This is a genomic window from Streptomyces sp. NPDC091287 (assembly GCF_044768525.1).
GTDB lineage: Bacteria > Actinomycetota > Actinomycetes > Streptomycetales > Streptomycetaceae > Streptomyces.
The window spans coordinates 49533-63301 of the sequence record NZ_JBIVUV010000005.1; the positions used below are offsets into that span (position 1 = coordinate 49533).

Here is a 13769-nt window from a genome sequence, read left to right on the forward strand (position 1 = left end):
CGCGGCAGTTGCGGATGTGGGTCAGGGAATGCGGGCGACCGCGCCCCACCCGGCCCGGGCCGTGGTGGTGCCGGTGTTCGCGTCGGGCCGCCAGTTCGGCCAGGACACCATGCCCGGTTCCACCATCTCCAGCCCCTCGAAGAACGCGATCGTGGTCTCCGGCTCCCGGAAGATGTACGGGATCGCGCCGCTCGCGTTGTACTCGTCCTGGACGGCGCGGTGGGCGTCGTCGGACGCGGTGGAGTGGCTGAGCGAGAGGTAGCTGCCGGAAGGCAGGCGGTCCACCAGCCGCCGCACCAGGGACAGGGCGTCGTCCCAGTCCACGATGTGCCCGAGGACGTCACTGATCACGAGGGCGACGGGCTGCGTCAGGTCCAGGGTCTTGGCCGCCCCGGTGAGCACGGTCTCGGTGTCGCGCATGTCCGCCTCGACGTAGGCGGTGGCGCCCTCGGGGGTGCTGGTCAGCAGCGCGTGGACGTGCAGGAGTACCAGGGGGTCGTGGTCGACGTAGACGATCCGGGAGTCCGGGGCTATCCGCTGGGCCACCTCGTGCGTGTTGTTCGCCGTGGGCAACCCGGCGCCCACGTCGAGGAACTGGCGGATTCCGGCGTCCCGCGCGAGGTAGGTGACCGTACGGCGGAGGAAGTCCCGCGACTCCTTCGCGAACGTCTCGATCAGCGGGTACTTCTCACGGTAGGCGTCGCCCGCCGACCGGTCCGCCGGGAAGTTGTCCTTGCCGCCGAGCCAGTAGTTCCAGACACGTGCGGAGTGCGCGACGCTCGTATCGATCTGCGCGGGCAGTTCAGGCCCATTTCCGGTCGTACTCATCCTGTAACACCTCTCCTGTTCGGGCCGGCCGCATCGCCATCACGCACGACACGTCCAGCATTCCCTGATACGTCTGCACGGGGTGGGGGCTGTCCCACACCTCCGCCGTGCCGGGGAGCCCGCCCTCCCGCACCACATGGTCCGCGATCTCCCGGATCTCCACCCGGTAGAGGGTCAGCGCGGGAACACCGGTCAGCGGGTGCGGCGGCGCGTACTCGGGGTGCAGTTGCACCGTCACATCGCCCTGCTCCGCCAACTGCTGGATCCTTCTGAGCTGTTCACGCATCACGTCGTCGCCGCCCACCCGGACGCGCAGCGCGGTGACGGGGAGCACGGCCCAGAGCCGGGTCTGCTGTTCCTGGAGCCGCTTCTGACGCTCGACCAGGAAGTCCGCCCGGCGCTGCCGCCCGGCCGCGTCCCGGTCGGGGCACCTGATCTCGTCCACGGCCATCGCGTAGGCCGGGGTCCGCAGCAGCAGCGGCACCAGCGCCGGGTCCCAGGTACGTACGACGCCGGCCGCCGACTCCACGCTCATCAGGTCCATCAGCCAGGGTGCCATCGCATCGCGCCACGGATGCCACCAGCCGGGCAGATTGGCCGCGTTGAGCCGCCCCATGATGTCGTCGGCCTCCGCGGCACCCGCCCCGTAGGCGGCGAGCAGGGCGGACACCTGCCCCACATCGAGGGAGGTCTGCGCCTGTTCCAGCCGCCGCAGCGTCGTGGGATGCCACCCCAGCTGCGTGGCGGCCTGGGGGACGGAAAGACCGGCGCCTTCCCGCAGGCGCCGCAGGCGGGCCACGAGGACCAGATGCCGCGCCGTCCGCCCCGACCTCTCGCGCGCCACGGCGCCCCCCTCCCCGTTCCGGTCCCGCTTCGGTACCGCTCCGGTCCCGCTCCGGTCCCGTTTCGGCTCGATCTATCCGACATTCCGCGCAGTCTGCGCACAGTGCACACAGCGCACCTTGCGACGGTCGCACGGCGCTCTCAAGGTAAGCATGTCCGACTCGACCACACGCCAACTCGGTGAGACCGGACCGATCTTGCCCCCATCGCCAGCACCGTGCTCAGCCAGCCCCCACCCTCGGCCCCAACAGCTCCAGCCTCAGCTCCCTCCCCAGCCCTCTCCCCAGCCCTCTCCCCGGCCCCACACCGGCTCCCCCCCAGCCCCAGCCCCAGCCCCAGCCGTTCCGTGCACTGCCGTTCCGCGCACCGTCGTTCCGGCGGTCCGTTCTCTGGAGCCCACCGCATGAACAACCTGACCGACCTGACCCACCTGAACCGCCCGGCCCACCCGAAGCTCCGGTCCGTCGTCGGGATTCCGAGGCCCACCCCGGCCCGCCCGCTCGACCTGCGCGTCCGCGCCCAGCGGATCCAGATCGACGAGCTCATCGTCGACGACCCCCGTCAGGTACTCGCCCACGCCGGGCAGGCCGCCCTCAACGACCCGGACACGGCCGCCCTGCTGGGGCACAATCCGGCCACCCCGCTGTCGCTGCCCGCCGCGGCGGCGCTCCTGTGCGCGCTCTACGACACGGACGTCCTCACGGCCATGGGGCTGCGCCTCACCCGCCACACCACCCGCGTCTCCGCCTCCAACCAGCAGACGGAGCCCGTCTCCCTGGTACGGTCCACCGCCCCGGACCAGGAGAGCTGACCCGCTTCCTCCGGCCCGGCCCCTCGGGGCGACTCGGGCCGGCTTCGGGACCCAGGCACGTCAGTGGATCGGCGCCCAGTGCGGGAGGGCTTCGCAGTTCGGCGGGCAGCCCGAACCCGAGGTGGTGCTTCAGCCGATGGTCGGCAGCCTCGATGTCCGGCTCGGCAGCCGGAGGCAGCAGCGAGCCGTAGGAGACCGGAGCATGCGCCTTCAGCCAGCAGGTGAGGTCGCGCCAGGCTTCCACGACGTTCTGTTGATCGCTCATTCCGCACATTCTTGACCGGCGCCGGTGGGTGATCACGGCTCTCGGCCGCTACGGAACGGCGACTCCACGAAGGTTGCCCAGGAGCCGGGGAGACGCTGAGCGCGGGGAGGCGCGAGCACAACGCTTGCGGTCGGTACAACGCTTGCGGTCGGTGCACACGCAAGCATGCAAGCTCGAAGGGCACCGTTGTCCAGCCGTTTCCGTGGCTGGAATCCGTTCCCGATCGCGTACGTGTGCGTGACCTGCGTTAGCCTCGCGAGGCGCAAATTTCGGAACGCAGGCAGACGGGGGATTGCCGTGACCAATTCGGAGCGCTGGCAGGAGCTGTTCGGACCGACCGGCGATGAGCCCGCGATGAGGCTTGCCTCGGCGTCCGGCGAACCCGGGGCAGGCGCGGGCGGAACAGGGAGGCTGAAGTACAGCAAGGGGCCTTGGACCAGTGCCTCCGGCACCGCCGGCGAATTGCGGACCAGGGCCGAGACGAGCCGGTCGGTGCTCGGGCGCGGCCACGAGGGCGTCGCGGCGGGAGCCGCCGGCCTCAGTTCCGCCGCGGCCCTCAAGAGCGTGCTGACCTCCTGGGAAGAGCGCCTTCAGGCGGTGCGGGACGAGTGCGAGCAGCTCAAGGGAAACCTGCTGACGGTCGCCAAGGAGATGGGGGAGTCGGAGACCGGGACCAAGGCGTCCTTCAAGGGCGTCCACGTCGCCGACAAGGCGGATGAGAAGCGATGACCGGATCTCTCACTTGGCAGCTGCTACGCGACCTCAAGACCTCCGAGCTCACCCAGGCGGGCGACAAGTGGCACGAGGTCTCCGGCCGTTCGGCTTCCGACCGGGCGCAGGTCGACCGCGCGATGTCCGCGAAACTCCGTGAGACCCAGGAGAGCGATGCGGCCGAAGCCGCTCTCGGTAGACTCCGGCGACTCAGCCGCAACTTCCAGTACGTGCAGACCGAATGCGGGTTGGTCCGTACAGCGCTCAACGGGCTTGCCGGAGATCTCGCCGATCCACAACGCCAGTTGAAGCATGCACTGGAGGACGCCGCCTCCCTGAACTTCACCGTCCACGACGACGGTTCCGTCAGCTACCCGGCTGCCAAGGTCGACGACCTGACCGGGGCGAAGCGGGAGGCGCCGGGCGGCAGTTCCCAGGGCAGCTCGCGCCTCCCGCTGGAACCGCCAAACCTCGGCTCGCCCGGGCAGCAGTCGCTGTATCCCGGCCACCCAGGCTTCACGCCGGTCAACCCGAACGCGGCGAAGGCGCAGGACGTGGCCGACCGTATCGCCCGAGCCGTACGGGCCGCACGGGAGATCGATGCGCGGTACGCGAAGACCCTCAACGGTCTGAGGGCGGAGAAGGGTCTCGATGTCACCGCGGCCACGCTGAAGGATGTCTTCCGGGACACCGCCGATGTCCGCTCCACGGCCGGCATGCACCTCGCCGAAGGTGTTCCGGAGGACAAGAGCCCGGCCGAGCGCAAGAAGTGGTGGGACGGCCTGACCGAGGAACAGCGGCAGGAGTACCTGAAGATCGCCCCGGACCTGATCGGCGGCCTGGACGGTATCCCGGCGGTCTCCCGCGACGAGGCGAACCGGAACTACCTGCCGGTCCTCATCGACGAGGTGGCGCGACAGGGCGGCGACGAGGCCAAGACCAAGCTCGACGCCCTCCGCATGATTCAGGACAAACTCGACAAGTCGAGCCACCCGCCCATGTTCCTCTTGGGCGTCGGGGATGAGGGCAACGGGCGGGCGATCGTCTCGTACGGCAACCCCGATGCTTCCAGGCATGTCGCGGCGTACGTCCCCGGTCTCGGCACCAAGCTCGACGGCGACTTCGTCAAGGGAACGATGAAGCGGGCCCAGGACACGGCCATCGGTGCCCAGGATGTTGACCCGTCCAGTGCCTCGATCGTCTGGCTGGGTTACGACGCCCCGCAGAATGCGGACGTCATGACGAAGGGCGATGCGCAGCGGGGCGCGCCGGCGTACAACGAGTTCATGGCAGGCCTCTCAGCGACGAACGCGAACGAGGACCCACATGTGACGGCGATCGGGCATTCCTACGGCTCGCTCACCGTGGGCACGGCCGCCAAGGAGTCCGGCGGGATTCCGGGCGTCGACGATGTGATCCTGCTCGGCAGCCCCGGCGTGGACGCGCAGAGGGCGACGGAACTCGGTGTGGGCAAGGACCATGTGTTCGTGGGCGCAGCTGATAATGACCCGGTCACCCACCTGCCCACGAAGGGGGAGTCGGCGCTTGCCGCGGGGCCCGCCTGGGTGCTGGGTGGTCCGGAGGCGGTCAGAAGGGCTAATGACCTCTTCGATGTCGGCAACGACGACCTGCACTTCGGCAAGGACCCTGCGAGCGAATCATTCGGAGCACAACGCTTCCAGGTCGACGACGGGCCGAGGATGGTCCGCGATGTCGGACTGTTCGACGCCCATTCCCAGTACTTCGATCCGGAACTGGATGGTGTGTCGACGGATAACATCGCCTACATCGTCGGTGGACGTCCTGAGGACATTGTGAGGGAGAGGCATCGATGAGGCGCATGATGCGGACCGTTCGCCTGGCTTGTGCGGTGGCTGTGGCCGGTGTGCTGCTCGCTGGGTGCGGGCTGGGGGGTGGTGGCAACGAGAATAGGGCAGTGGCGGGCATGGATATGCAGGGGGCGGCGGAGCGTGGCGACGGGATGTTCTACGCGACGGTCGGTGAGATCAAGCCGGAAATCGAGTGGGTTTACTACACGACAACAACCGGAAGCTGCGATGTGACGCGCTACTGGACCGTGATGACGGTCGTTTCCGCACAGCGTCGGGGCAGCTTCCTTGGTGTGGTCGAGCGTTTCTGGAAGGCGAGCGACTACCGGATCAAGACGGTGAATCCGAGCAAGGAGATGCCTGCGATCTACGCCACGTCCCCGGACGGCTTTGGTATCAGAGTCAAGTTCGGCTACAAGGGGCAGGCGTTTTTCCAGGTCACCAGCCCCTGCGTGGACGAGTCGAAGGTGGCCCCGCCCACGAAGGTGGCCACCGGCCGTACGTACGAAGGCAGGCCCCCCACCCCCAACGTCCGCTCCGACTTCTGGTCCGCCGAGACCCCGGTACCGGATCCCGCCCCCTCGTCCTGACCGCGAGTGGGCGGATGGTCCGACGGATGCAGAGGACCGTCAGTCAGGCATCCACAGCGTTGCTCAGGAAATGGCGATCTCCCTGAGGACGTTCGCCGTCTCGGGGCCCGGCGGACGGACGCGTGGACGGTGAGGGCTGTCGATGCGCAGTCGCCGCACCGGCTGCCTATCCTTGCGGCCATGACAGCCCACTTTCCGGAGCCCTCTCCGCGCCCCGTTCCCTCAGGAGGAATTCGCGCCTCTCACGACGACCGGGAAGCCGTGGTGGAGCAGCTGCGTGATGCGGCGGCCGAGGGGCGCATCGATTTCGACGAGCTGGACTCACGCCTGGAGCTGGCACTGACGGCCAAGACACACGGCGAACTGGCCACGCTCACCGCTGACTTGCCAACTCCGCGCTCCTCCTCGGCCACGGTCTCGGCCTCCGCGGCGGAGAGTCGGGCGCCACTGGTGCTGAAGGGCGGCCTTCATGGTGCGTCCCGAGGCCCTGGGCGCTGGGAGGTTCCGGGACACGTGATCGCTCACGGAGGTCTGGGGGGTGTGAGCCTTGACTTCACCCGGGCCGACTGCCGTCTCACGGAGGTCGTCGTGGAGGCGTACGGGGAGACGTCCGGCGTCACGGTCGTCATCCCCGACGGCTGGGTAGCGGATACCAGCGGCATCGACCCCGGCTTCGGCGGCCTGACGGACAAGAGCACTTCCGACCGCCTCCCGGGAACTCCGCTGATCCGGATCACCGGGTCCGGTGGCGTGGGCGGAGTGGTCATCCGCCACCCCAACAAGCGGGAACGACGCAAGCTGGACGCCTCCTAGGCGCCGCTCGCCGGTCGGCCAGGACGTAGGGCGTCGGGTCCGCCACTGTCGCGGTGGACCCGACGCCTTGACGGTCGCAGCCGTTACCGCCGCCCCGGGTCCCGCCGGGCTGTCGGCACCGCGGACATCACTTCACCACGACGTTGTCCCCGGACGAAGTCGACGGCCCGGTGGTGGTGTTGCCGTGGTACACCCAGCGCCACGTGCCCGTCTTGGAGGCCTTCACGGTCGTCTTGAGGGCACCCGAAGTGTTCGCCAGTACCTTCTTCACCGTGGTGTAGGAGGCGGCGCCGGAAGGCTTGAACTGCAGGCTCACGGAGCGGCCCCCGTAGGAGGCGTACTTCCTGGTCTCCCAGTTGGCCCGCGTGACCTTCCCAGTCACGGTGATGGTCTTGTTCTTGGACACCGGTTCGGGCGAGGCGTTGACGGTCAGGCGGGAGTTGCGCTTGACGTGGACCGTCAGCCCCTCGTCGTCGACGTCACCACCGCCGCCCTTGAAGTGCACCTCGGCCGCGACCTTCCAGGCCCCGGCCTCGCTGTTGCGCATGTCCCACACGCTCGGGTCGAAGTACATGGTCTCGTTGATGTCGCAGACGCTCGGACTCACCCTGATGCAGTCGCTCGTCTCGATGGCGTGCCGCAGCTGGTCACCCGAACCACTGCGGTAGAGGAACACCGTCGGCCACTTCCACTTGTGCTTGGTCGTGAACCGGAAGGAGGCGGGCACCGCGACCTCCTTCGATGTCCCGATCACGATCGGCTTGCCGCCGTTCACCTGGACGCGGGTGAACGAGACCCCACCCTCGGCCGCGCCGGCCGGCACTGCGGCCACGGCCGTGAACACCGCCGCCGCACCCCCGGCCACGGCGACTCTCCAGACCTGCTTTCCCACCTGATCCCCGATCTCCGTACGGAAAGGCACCGAAGGCTCATCCCCTCGGCGCCTTACAGACACCCGGCATCCACGCGGGGTTGTACGCACGTGAATCACGATGGAGCATCGGACGGCCCCCACCCCGGCGTCGCTCAGGAGGCGGCGAACTCCACGAAGGACGTCCAGGAGGTGGGGGAGACGGCGAGCGCGGGGACGGCGAGGTCCTTGGAGTCGCGGATGTGGATGGTGTGGGGGCAGGTGGCGACCTCGACGCAGTTGCCGCTTTCAGGGCCGCTGTAGGTGCTCTTGAACCAGTGAAGTTCGGTGCTCATCTCGCCAACTTCTCGATCTCTACCCGGGACTCTTCGGGACTGAGGGCCTGTGCCCGCAGAATGCCATATTTACCGAACAGCGCGGCCACGGTGAGCTCGTCGTCGGTGAGGAGGTAGTGACCTTGAGCTTCGACGTAGGCCAGGCGACGCTGCTCCTTCGTTTCCAGCAGGACGAACGGTCCACTGAGGGCGGCATGAGTCTCGCGGTGGGGAGACATCACCTGAAGTGTCACATGACGCAGTTGCGACACGTCGAGAATGTGGGCGAGCTGCTCCCGGTGCACGGCCCGGCCGCCTATCGGGCGAGCCAGCGCAGTCAGTTCGAGTACGAAGCTGAGGGCGGCCGTCTCCCTGCGGGTGATGAGTGACTGGCGGGCCAGCCGGTCCGCAACTCGGCCTTCGACCACGTCGTCTCCCACCGGTGGGTAGCCCCCTTGCAGGACGGTGCGAGCGTATGCCTCCGTCTGGAGCAGTCCGGGCACCACATGTGTCTCGTACTCGTGCCGTGCTGCCGCCCTTCTCTCTCGATTGGCGAAATCCTCGAACCAATCGGCCAAGTAGCTCCCCGTCACTTTCTCTCCAGCAGCCATGAGTGCACCCTGCGCACCCACCGCGTCGTCAGCGCGTTCGACGAATCCTCCCCTCGGAGGTCGGTTTCCGCGCTCGACCATAGCCACTTGGGACTTGGAGAACCTGATTCTCGTGCCCAGGGCTTCCTGTGACAGCCCGGCGCGCTCCCGGAAGTGTCGCAGCAGTCGGCCGAACATGACGGCGTTACCGCTCGTCTCATTTCCCAGGTGCACGGCGCCCCCTACAAGTGCACAGTGGTGCACGGAGTCCTCAGAACCCTGGTCACGGTACGTGTTCGGCACAAAGCTGAGCGCATGGAACTGAAGAATTCACCGGATCCGGTGCCCTCCTGGATCCCTGCCGCCGGCCATGCCCTCCGCCACGTCGGCATTCACTTCGACGCCGTCCGTGCCATCGGGCTGCTCGGCGAGGAAATCGCGTACGAGGTCATGCAGTTCACCGATTTCCACGCCGGGCCCATCGTCCGGTCCGGCATCGGCGAGCGCAGCATGTACTTCCTGCTCGCGCCCGGCACCGCCGCCGAGCACCGGTGGCCGCCCGGGGTGGAGGCGATGAGCCGGAACGCGCGCGGGGACGCGTTCGTCGGGGTTCCGGCGCTGGACGGGGGGACCTGGCCGCTGGACTGGCGGTCTCGACCCACCGTCCAGGATCCGTTCGTGGACGGTGGGTTGCTGCATGAAATGGCCTGGCTGCGGGCGGGGTGCGCCGTGAGGGAGTGAGCGAGGCCGGCTTGTCGTTCTCGGGTCGGTCAGACCGCCGGTGCGTAGCGGACGATGGTGTCCTCGCACGGCCCCTCGGCGTACACCTTCAGCGCTTCCAGCTCGCGATCGTCCGCGGTGAGTTGCCAGCGGAGCTTGGTCGCCACCCATTCCCCCGTGTACCGGCACTGGACCTCCGGGGACGGCGGCATCCAGTCCGCCGGGTCCTTGTCCGCCTTCTGCCGGTTGATGCGCGCCGTCACCGCGACCAGGGAGACGTCCGCCCCCTGGTCGTTCGCGTAGGCCTCCCGCTGCTCCGCGGTCCAGGCGGAGGCGCCGGAGTCCCAGGCCTCGGCGGGCGCGACCAGGTGGGCGACGTCCAGGGAGCCGGTGCCGGTGACCTCCTGGCCGTCGAAGTAGGACGTCCACCTGCCGCCGGTCAGCTTGCAGCCGGACTCCACGGCCGGTGCGACGACCGCTTCGGCGAGGAGGACCTCGGCCCGGGTGTCGCACCCGTCCTTCGTGTCCTCACCCGCGTTCCAGTGCCGGAAGGACGAAGTGGTGTAGCCGACGCGGTTCTCCTCGGTCACCTTCAGCAGACCGACCGCGTCGGCCAGGGTCGTCACCTCCGCCACCGGAGCAGCCGGAGCGGCGGGTGCTGCCTGCGCGGCGGGAAGTGGGAGAAGGGGGACGAGGGCGAGGGAGAGGGCGAGTGAGAGCGGGAGCGCGCTGAGACCGCGCTTGAGGTTGTTGATCACCACCGCGTTCTACCGGTCGCCCCCGGCCCCGGCGCAGCCCAGGAGGTCGCGGTCACCCGCCCGGGTCAGCGAGTTCACCGGAGGAACGCTTCCGCAACCCGTCCTCCGCAGCCCGTACTTCGGGACCGGTCCCCCCACACGCTCCACCGGCCGCGCCTACCGGACGGCGACCCGGTCCCCGGACGACGAACTCGCGCCGGCAGTCGTGTTGCCGTAGTACGTCCACCGCCACGTCCCCGGCCCGGTGGCCTTCACCGTGGTTTTCAGCGCCCCCGTCTTGCTCGACGTCGCCTTCTTGACCGTCTTGTACGAGGAGGAGCCCGCCGCCTTGAACTGCAGGCTCACCGAGCGGCCTCCGTACCCCTGGTACGTGTGGGTGTCCCAGTTCGCCCGGCTGACCTTTCCGGTCACGGTGAGCGTCTTTCCCTTCACGACCGGCTCCGGCGAGGCGTTGACCGTGACCCGGGTGGCCCGCTTCACCTGCAACGGGATCTTCATGTCGTCGGTGTCCTCCTTACCCTTGGGGAGGTACAGCTGCGCTGCGGTCTTCCAGGCGCCGGCGTCCTCGTTACCGAAGTCGTAGTGCCGCGGGTCGATGGTCAGCCACTCCTCGAAGTCGCAGATTCCTTTCGCCTTGTTCACGACCACGCAGTCGTTGATGAGGATGGAATTCCACAGCGTCTCGCTGGAGCCGAGCTTGCCCCGGTAGGGGAACACCGTCGGGTAGGACTTGTGCTTGAGCTTGGTCGTCATCCGGAAGGTCACGTACAGCTCGACCTCCTTCTTGACCCCGATCACGATCGGCTTCCCGCCGTTCACCGTGACCCTGGAGAAGGCGACCCCGCCCTCCGCCGCCCCGGCCGGCACCGCCGCCACTCCGGTGAACACGGCCGCGGCCGCACCGGCCACCACCGCTCTCCGCGTCGATCTCTTCACGCTCTTCACGTCGAACCCGTCCTCTCCTCAGCCGCCCGGGGCCGCGCGCGCGGGCGCGCCTGCCCGAGGTTTTCCTCGCGGCTGACCAGGAGACCAGGGAGGGGGGTGCGCGGTTGTGCGCGGGGCGGCAACGATTTGATCACCACGGCAGGGCACGGCACGGCTTTGCTCCGGATCGGTGTCCGGCCGCCTACACCGTGGGGCCGACCGGCGGGCTCAGAGAGATCGGTAGATCTCGCGGCGGTGGGCGACGGCGAGTACCCAGACGATGAGCCGGCCGCCCTCCACGGTGTAGACGGCCCGGTAGTCACCTACTCGGAGACGCCATCGCGCCTCGTGGCCTTGGAGCGCCTTGACGTCGAATGCGGCGAGGTCTCCCGTATCCAAGGCCTTCTGGAGGTCTGCCAGACGGCCGAGGACACGTCGGGCTTCCGGTAGGGGGATCTTGAGGAGGTCACGCTGTGCGTGGGCCGTGAATCGTGTGACGTGGCCCATGGGTCAGTTGGCCGACCGGAGGAGTGCGGCCATCTCTTCGAGGGATACGGATCCGTCGGTTCCCTCGGCAGCAGCCTGGTCCGCGAGTCGGTTGAGCCATTCGTCCTCGTGCCGCTCGGCGGTCTCGCGCAGGCGTCGGTATTCGTCGATGTCCACGATGACCGCTTCGCTCTTGCCTCGGCGGGTGATGATCGTGGGCGTCCCGTCACGGCGGGCGCGGTCGATGACGTCCGCGAGGTGCTTGCGTACCTCTGCCATGGATTCGGTCACGGGCTCACTCATGCAAGGAATGTAGCAGATGTAGTAGATGTACATCTCTTACGCGAGGCGAGCCCGGGAGGTGCGGAGTGCGTCGCTCTCTGCGGTAACGTAATCGTGCCATCACGCTCCGTGCGCGCGGATCGATCAGCGCACAGGGCGGCCCCCGGGGGTGTTTGAGCACCTACCCGAGGGCCTTCACCACTAGTGGATCAGGAGTCCACCCGCGATGCTTTCGCATGTTATCCCGCCCCCTCGGAGCTACACGAAGGCCCCCAACAGCCTCGTGCGTCATCCGCGTATCGGCAGCGACGCGAAGATCCTGGTCATCTACGTCCAGGGGCTGCCCGAAGAAGACCGCGACAAGGCGCTGGGCGAGCACGCCCGTGCCCTCCGTATGACCGGTCGCGCCTATCAGAAGGCCAAGGCCGACCTCGTGACACACGGGTACGTTCACGAGCGGCGCGAGAGCCTCGCCGGAGGACGCTGGCGAACCGTCCAGGTCTTCAGCAACGAGCCGCTGACGGATGAACAGGCCGCCCGTCTCCGCGCCGGGGTTCCCGCCGACGGGTACGAGAACGTGGGCGCTTCCGCTGCCCCGGACGCGCGGCCCGCTCCGAGTACGCACTCTCCGACGGTCGGTGAGCCGACCGGTCGGACGGCCGGTGGTCAATTACCCGCAGACGAAGAACAGGGCGAAGACTCTTCCCGCCCACCCACCGAAGCGGCCGTGGAGGTGGGCAGCGAGTCGCAGGAGCCGGGCCAGGGCCAGCAGCTGGACCAGGCTGAAGTTCTGCTCGCCGAGCGTGTGTTGCTCTCGTTGCGGCACAAGACGCGTGAGCTCTCGCTCGGGGTGCGCGAGGCCCGCAAGCTCGGCGCGCTCGCCGCCGAGTGGCTGCGGCGGGGCGTCACCGCCGGAGACCTGCGGCTGGCGTTGAGCAGCGCACTGCCGGAGGAAGGGGTGCGCTCGGCTTTCGGCTTCCTGGCGCACCGGCTGGTGGAGAAGCTGCCCCCGCACCCGGAGGCGGAGTCCTCGCCCCCGCCTCCGCCCCTGTCACTGCCGCTGATCGCCTGCGACGGGCCCGGCGATGAGCACATGTTCCGGCCGCACGAGTCGTGGGTCACCACGTGCGGGCCCTGCCACCGCGAGCAGCAGCGCGTCTACTGGGCCGACCTGATGGCCCGTGCCGAGGCCGATCCGCCACCCCCGCGGCCATCCTGGCGGGAGCTCGCCGCCGAGGCCGCCGAGGCCCGGGCGGGCGGGGGCGTAGACGTGCGTCATCGGGGTCTCCCGGTTACGGAACCCGGGCCACGGCCACGTAGATGCCGCTGAACTCCTGCGTGGGAGCGGGCGTGCCGTTGAACCACTCCGGGGCCTTCACCAGGCCGGGGGCGGCTATCTCCAGGCCCTCGAAGAACCGCGAGAACTCCTCACGGCTCCGCAGGGCCAGCTGGATGCCGCCCTTCTTGTACTCGTCCTCGCTCTGCTGTCCGATCTTCTCGTTCACGTCGGACGCGCCGTGGGACAGCACGACGTAGCTGCCGGGGGCCATGGTGCTAGTGAACGTACGGATGATGCCGATCGGGTCCTCGGCGTCCGGGAGGAAGTGGAGCAGGCCGAGGAGCGACAGGGCTATCGGGCGGTCGAAGTCCAGGGTCTCGCGGGCCGCGTCGAGGATGATCCCGGGCTCGCGGACATCGGCGTGGACGTAGTCCGTCACCCCCTCCGGGTGGCTGACCAGCAGCGCTTCCGCGTGGCGCAGGACGATGGGGTCGTTGTCGCAGTAGACGACCCGGGCGGAGGAGCGGATCTCCTGGGCCGTCTGGTGCAGGTTCGGCTCGGTGGGGATGCCCGTCCCGATGTCCAGGAACTGCGTTACGCCCTCGCCCGCCAGCCAGGCCGTCGCGCGGTTCATGAAGGCGCGCTGCTGGCGTGCGCCGACCTTCGCCTCGGCGGGCAGCAGTTCGGCCACCGCTTGGTCCACCGGGTAGTTGTCCTTGCCCCCGAGGAGCGCATCGTAGACACGGGCCGAGTGGGGCTTGCTGGTGTCGATCGGGGGGTGGGGCGTCGCTGCCGTCATGCCGGACTCCTGATACACGTGGTGTGGACCAATCGGTCGACGCAGTCTGCCACAGC

Annotated in this window: 17 protein-coding genes; 7 read left to right on the forward strand and 10 right to left on the reverse strand. The window is 68.6% G+C overall.

All coding sequences use genetic code 11. The features are described 5' to 3' along the window. Positions 1 to 21: 21 nt before the first annotated feature. A complete protein-coding gene (locus tag ACIQRW_RS09045) occupies positions 22 to 828 on the reverse strand; it encodes an SAM-dependent methyltransferase (RefSeq protein ID WP_217229172.1) in 807 nt (268 codons plus the stop codon). Continuing rightward, entirely contained in the window at positions 803 to 1672 is an 870-nt protein-coding gene (locus tag ACIQRW_RS09050) for a helix-turn-helix domain-containing protein (protein ID WP_403756547.1), read from the reverse strand. Before ACIQRW_RS09050 ends, ACIQRW_RS09045 begins: the two co-directional genes overlap by 26 nt. Before the next feature lie 402 nt (positions 1673 to 2074). Here ACIQRW_RS09050 and ACIQRW_RS09055 point away from each other — a divergent pair, with 402 nt between their 5' ends. From ACIQRW_RS09055 to ACIQRW_RS09075, 5 genes are all read left to right on the forward strand, one after another. Beyond that, entirely contained in the window at positions 2075 to 2482 is a 408-nt protein-coding gene (locus ACIQRW_RS09055; protein ID WP_403756550.1) for a hypothetical protein, read from the forward strand. Positions 2483 to 3044: 562 nt separating this feature from the next. Further along, entirely contained in the window at positions 3045 to 3476 is a 432-nt protein-coding gene (locus ACIQRW_RS09060) for a hypothetical protein (protein ID WP_403756553.1), read from the forward strand. Further along, the gene (locus ACIQRW_RS09065; RefSeq protein ID WP_403756556.1) at positions 3473 to 5293 is read left to right on the forward strand and encodes an alpha/beta hydrolase; all 1821 of its coding nucleotides are present in this window, start codon (positions 3473 to 3475) and stop codon (positions 5291 to 5293) included. The genes ACIQRW_RS09060 and ACIQRW_RS09065 overlap by 4 nt, the downstream gene beginning before the upstream one ends. Continuing rightward, positions 5290 to 5877 (forward strand): hypothetical protein, encoded by a 588-nt coding sequence (locus tag ACIQRW_RS09070; RefSeq protein ID WP_403756559.1) that lies wholly within the window; start codon positions 5290 to 5292, stop codon positions 5875 to 5877. Before ACIQRW_RS09065 ends, ACIQRW_RS09070 begins: the two co-directional genes overlap by 4 nt. 180 nt (positions 5878 to 6057) lie before the next feature. Beyond that, positions 6058 to 6690 (forward strand): DUF1707 domain-containing protein, encoded by a 633-nt coding sequence (locus ACIQRW_RS09075; protein ID WP_403756561.1) that lies wholly within the window; start codon positions 6058 to 6060, stop codon positions 6688 to 6690. 127 nt (positions 6691 to 6817) lie between these two features. Here ACIQRW_RS09075 and ACIQRW_RS09080 read toward each other — a convergent pair whose 3' ends face one another. The 3 genes from ACIQRW_RS09080 to ACIQRW_RS09090 all read right to left on the reverse strand — a co-directional run bounded on the left by ACIQRW_RS09080 (position 6818) and on the right by ACIQRW_RS09090 (position 8699). Next, positions 6818 to 7582 (reverse strand): hypothetical protein, encoded by a 765-nt coding sequence (locus tag ACIQRW_RS09080; protein ID WP_403757402.1) that lies wholly within the window; start codon positions 7580 to 7582, stop codon positions 6818 to 6820. A 134-nt stretch (positions 7583 to 7716) separates the two neighbouring features. Beyond that, the gene (locus tag ACIQRW_RS09085) at positions 7717 to 7896 is read right to left on the reverse strand and encodes a DUF397 domain-containing protein (RefSeq protein ID WP_403756563.1); all 180 of its coding nucleotides are present in this window, start codon (positions 7894 to 7896) and stop codon (positions 7717 to 7719) included. Then, positions 7893 to 8699 (reverse strand): helix-turn-helix domain-containing protein, encoded by an 807-nt coding sequence (locus ACIQRW_RS09090; protein WP_403756566.1) that lies wholly within the window; start codon positions 8697 to 8699, stop codon positions 7893 to 7895. The genes ACIQRW_RS09085 and ACIQRW_RS09090 overlap by 4 nt, the downstream gene beginning before the upstream one ends. Before the next feature lie 81 nt (positions 8700 to 8780). On the opposite strand from ACIQRW_RS09090, the gene ACIQRW_RS09095 reads away from it, so the two are divergent. Then, positions 8781 to 9206, forward strand: coding sequence for a hypothetical protein (locus ACIQRW_RS09095; protein ID WP_403756569.1), 426 nt, complete (start codon positions 8781 to 8783; stop codon positions 9204 to 9206). Between the two features lie 29 nt (positions 9207 to 9235). On the opposite strand, the gene ACIQRW_RS09100 is transcribed toward ACIQRW_RS09095, so the two are convergent. From ACIQRW_RS09100 to ACIQRW_RS09115, 4 genes are all read right to left on the reverse strand, one after another. Further along, positions 9236 to 9943 carry an HNH endonuclease family protein gene (locus tag ACIQRW_RS09100; protein ID WP_403756572.1) on the reverse strand — a complete coding sequence of 236 codons (708 nt, stop codon included), beginning with the start codon at positions 9941 to 9943 and terminating at the stop codon, positions 9236 to 9238. Between the two features lie 156 nt (positions 9944 to 10099). Then, positions 10100 to 10888, reverse strand: coding sequence for a hypothetical protein (locus ACIQRW_RS09105; protein ID WP_403756575.1), 789 nt, complete (start codon positions 10886 to 10888; stop codon positions 10100 to 10102). Positions 10889 to 11095: 207 nt separating this feature from the next. After that, the gene (locus tag ACIQRW_RS09110; protein ID WP_403756578.1) at positions 11096 to 11374 is read right to left on the reverse strand and encodes a type II toxin-antitoxin system RelE/ParE family toxin; all 279 of its coding nucleotides are present in this window, start codon (positions 11372 to 11374) and stop codon (positions 11096 to 11098) included. Positions 11375 to 11377: 3 nt separating this feature from the next. Continuing rightward, positions 11378 to 11656, reverse strand: a complete 279-nt coding sequence (locus tag ACIQRW_RS09115) for a type II toxin-antitoxin system Phd/YefM family antitoxin (protein WP_403756580.1) — start codon at positions 11654 to 11656, stop codon at positions 11378 to 11380. 205 nt (positions 11657 to 11861) lie between these two features. On the opposite strand from ACIQRW_RS09115, the gene ACIQRW_RS09120 reads away from it, so the two are divergent. After that, positions 11862 to 12965 carry a hypothetical protein gene (locus ACIQRW_RS09120; RefSeq protein ID WP_403756582.1) on the forward strand — a complete coding sequence of 368 codons (1104 nt, stop codon included), beginning with the start codon at positions 11862 to 11864 and terminating at the stop codon, positions 12963 to 12965. Here ACIQRW_RS09120 and ACIQRW_RS09125 read toward each other — a convergent pair. Continuing rightward, complete coding sequence (locus tag ACIQRW_RS09125) at positions 12928 to 13713, reverse strand: SAM-dependent methyltransferase (RefSeq protein WP_403756585.1); 786 nt, start codon at positions 13711 to 13713, stop codon at positions 12928 to 12930. The two genes, ACIQRW_RS09120 and ACIQRW_RS09125, sit on opposite strands and share 38 nt — an antisense overlap. Positions 13714 to 13769: the final 56 nt, after the last annotated feature.

Bases quoted from the DNA above. Each gene is read 5' to 3' on its own strand.
- ACIQRW_RS09045 (WP_217229172.1), bottom strand. From the start codon at position 828: ATGAGTACGACCGGAAATGGGCCTGAACTGCCCGCGCAGATCGATACG.
- ACIQRW_RS09055 (WP_403756550.1), top strand. From the start codon at position 2,075: ATGAACAACCTGACCGACCTGACCCACCTGAACCGCCCGGCCCACCCG.
- ACIQRW_RS09065 (WP_403756556.1), top strand. From the start codon at position 3,473: ATGACCGGATCTCTCACTTGGCAGCTGCTACGCGACCTCAAGACCTCC.
- ACIQRW_RS09070 (WP_403756559.1), top strand. From the start codon at position 5,290: ATGAGGCGCATGATGCGGACCGTTCGCCTGGCTTGTGCGGTGGCTGTG.
- ACIQRW_RS09075 (WP_403756561.1), top strand. From the start codon at position 6,058: ATGACAGCCCACTTTCCGGAGCCCTCTCCGCGCCCCGTTCCCTCAGGA.
- ACIQRW_RS09085 (WP_403756563.1), bottom strand. From the start codon at position 7,896: ATGAGCACCGAACTTCACTGGTTCAAGAGCACCTACAGCGGCCCTGAA.
- ACIQRW_RS09095 (WP_403756569.1), top strand. From the start codon at position 8,781: ATGGAACTGAAGAATTCACCGGATCCGGTGCCCTCCTGGATCCCTGCC.
- ACIQRW_RS09110 (WP_403756578.1), bottom strand. From the start codon at position 11,374: ATGGGCCACGTCACACGATTCACGGCCCACGCACAGCGTGACCTCCTC.
- ACIQRW_RS09115 (WP_403756580.1), bottom strand. From the start codon at position 11,656: ATGAGTGAGCCCGTGACCGAATCCATGGCAGAGGTACGCAAGCACCTC.
- ACIQRW_RS09120 (WP_403756582.1), top strand. From the start codon at position 11,862: ATGCTTTCGCATGTTATCCCGCCCCCTCGGAGCTACACGAAGGCCCCC.
- ACIQRW_RS09125 (WP_403756585.1), bottom strand. From the start codon at position 13,713: ATGACGGCAGCGACGCCCCACCCCCCGATCGACACCAGCAAGCCCCAC.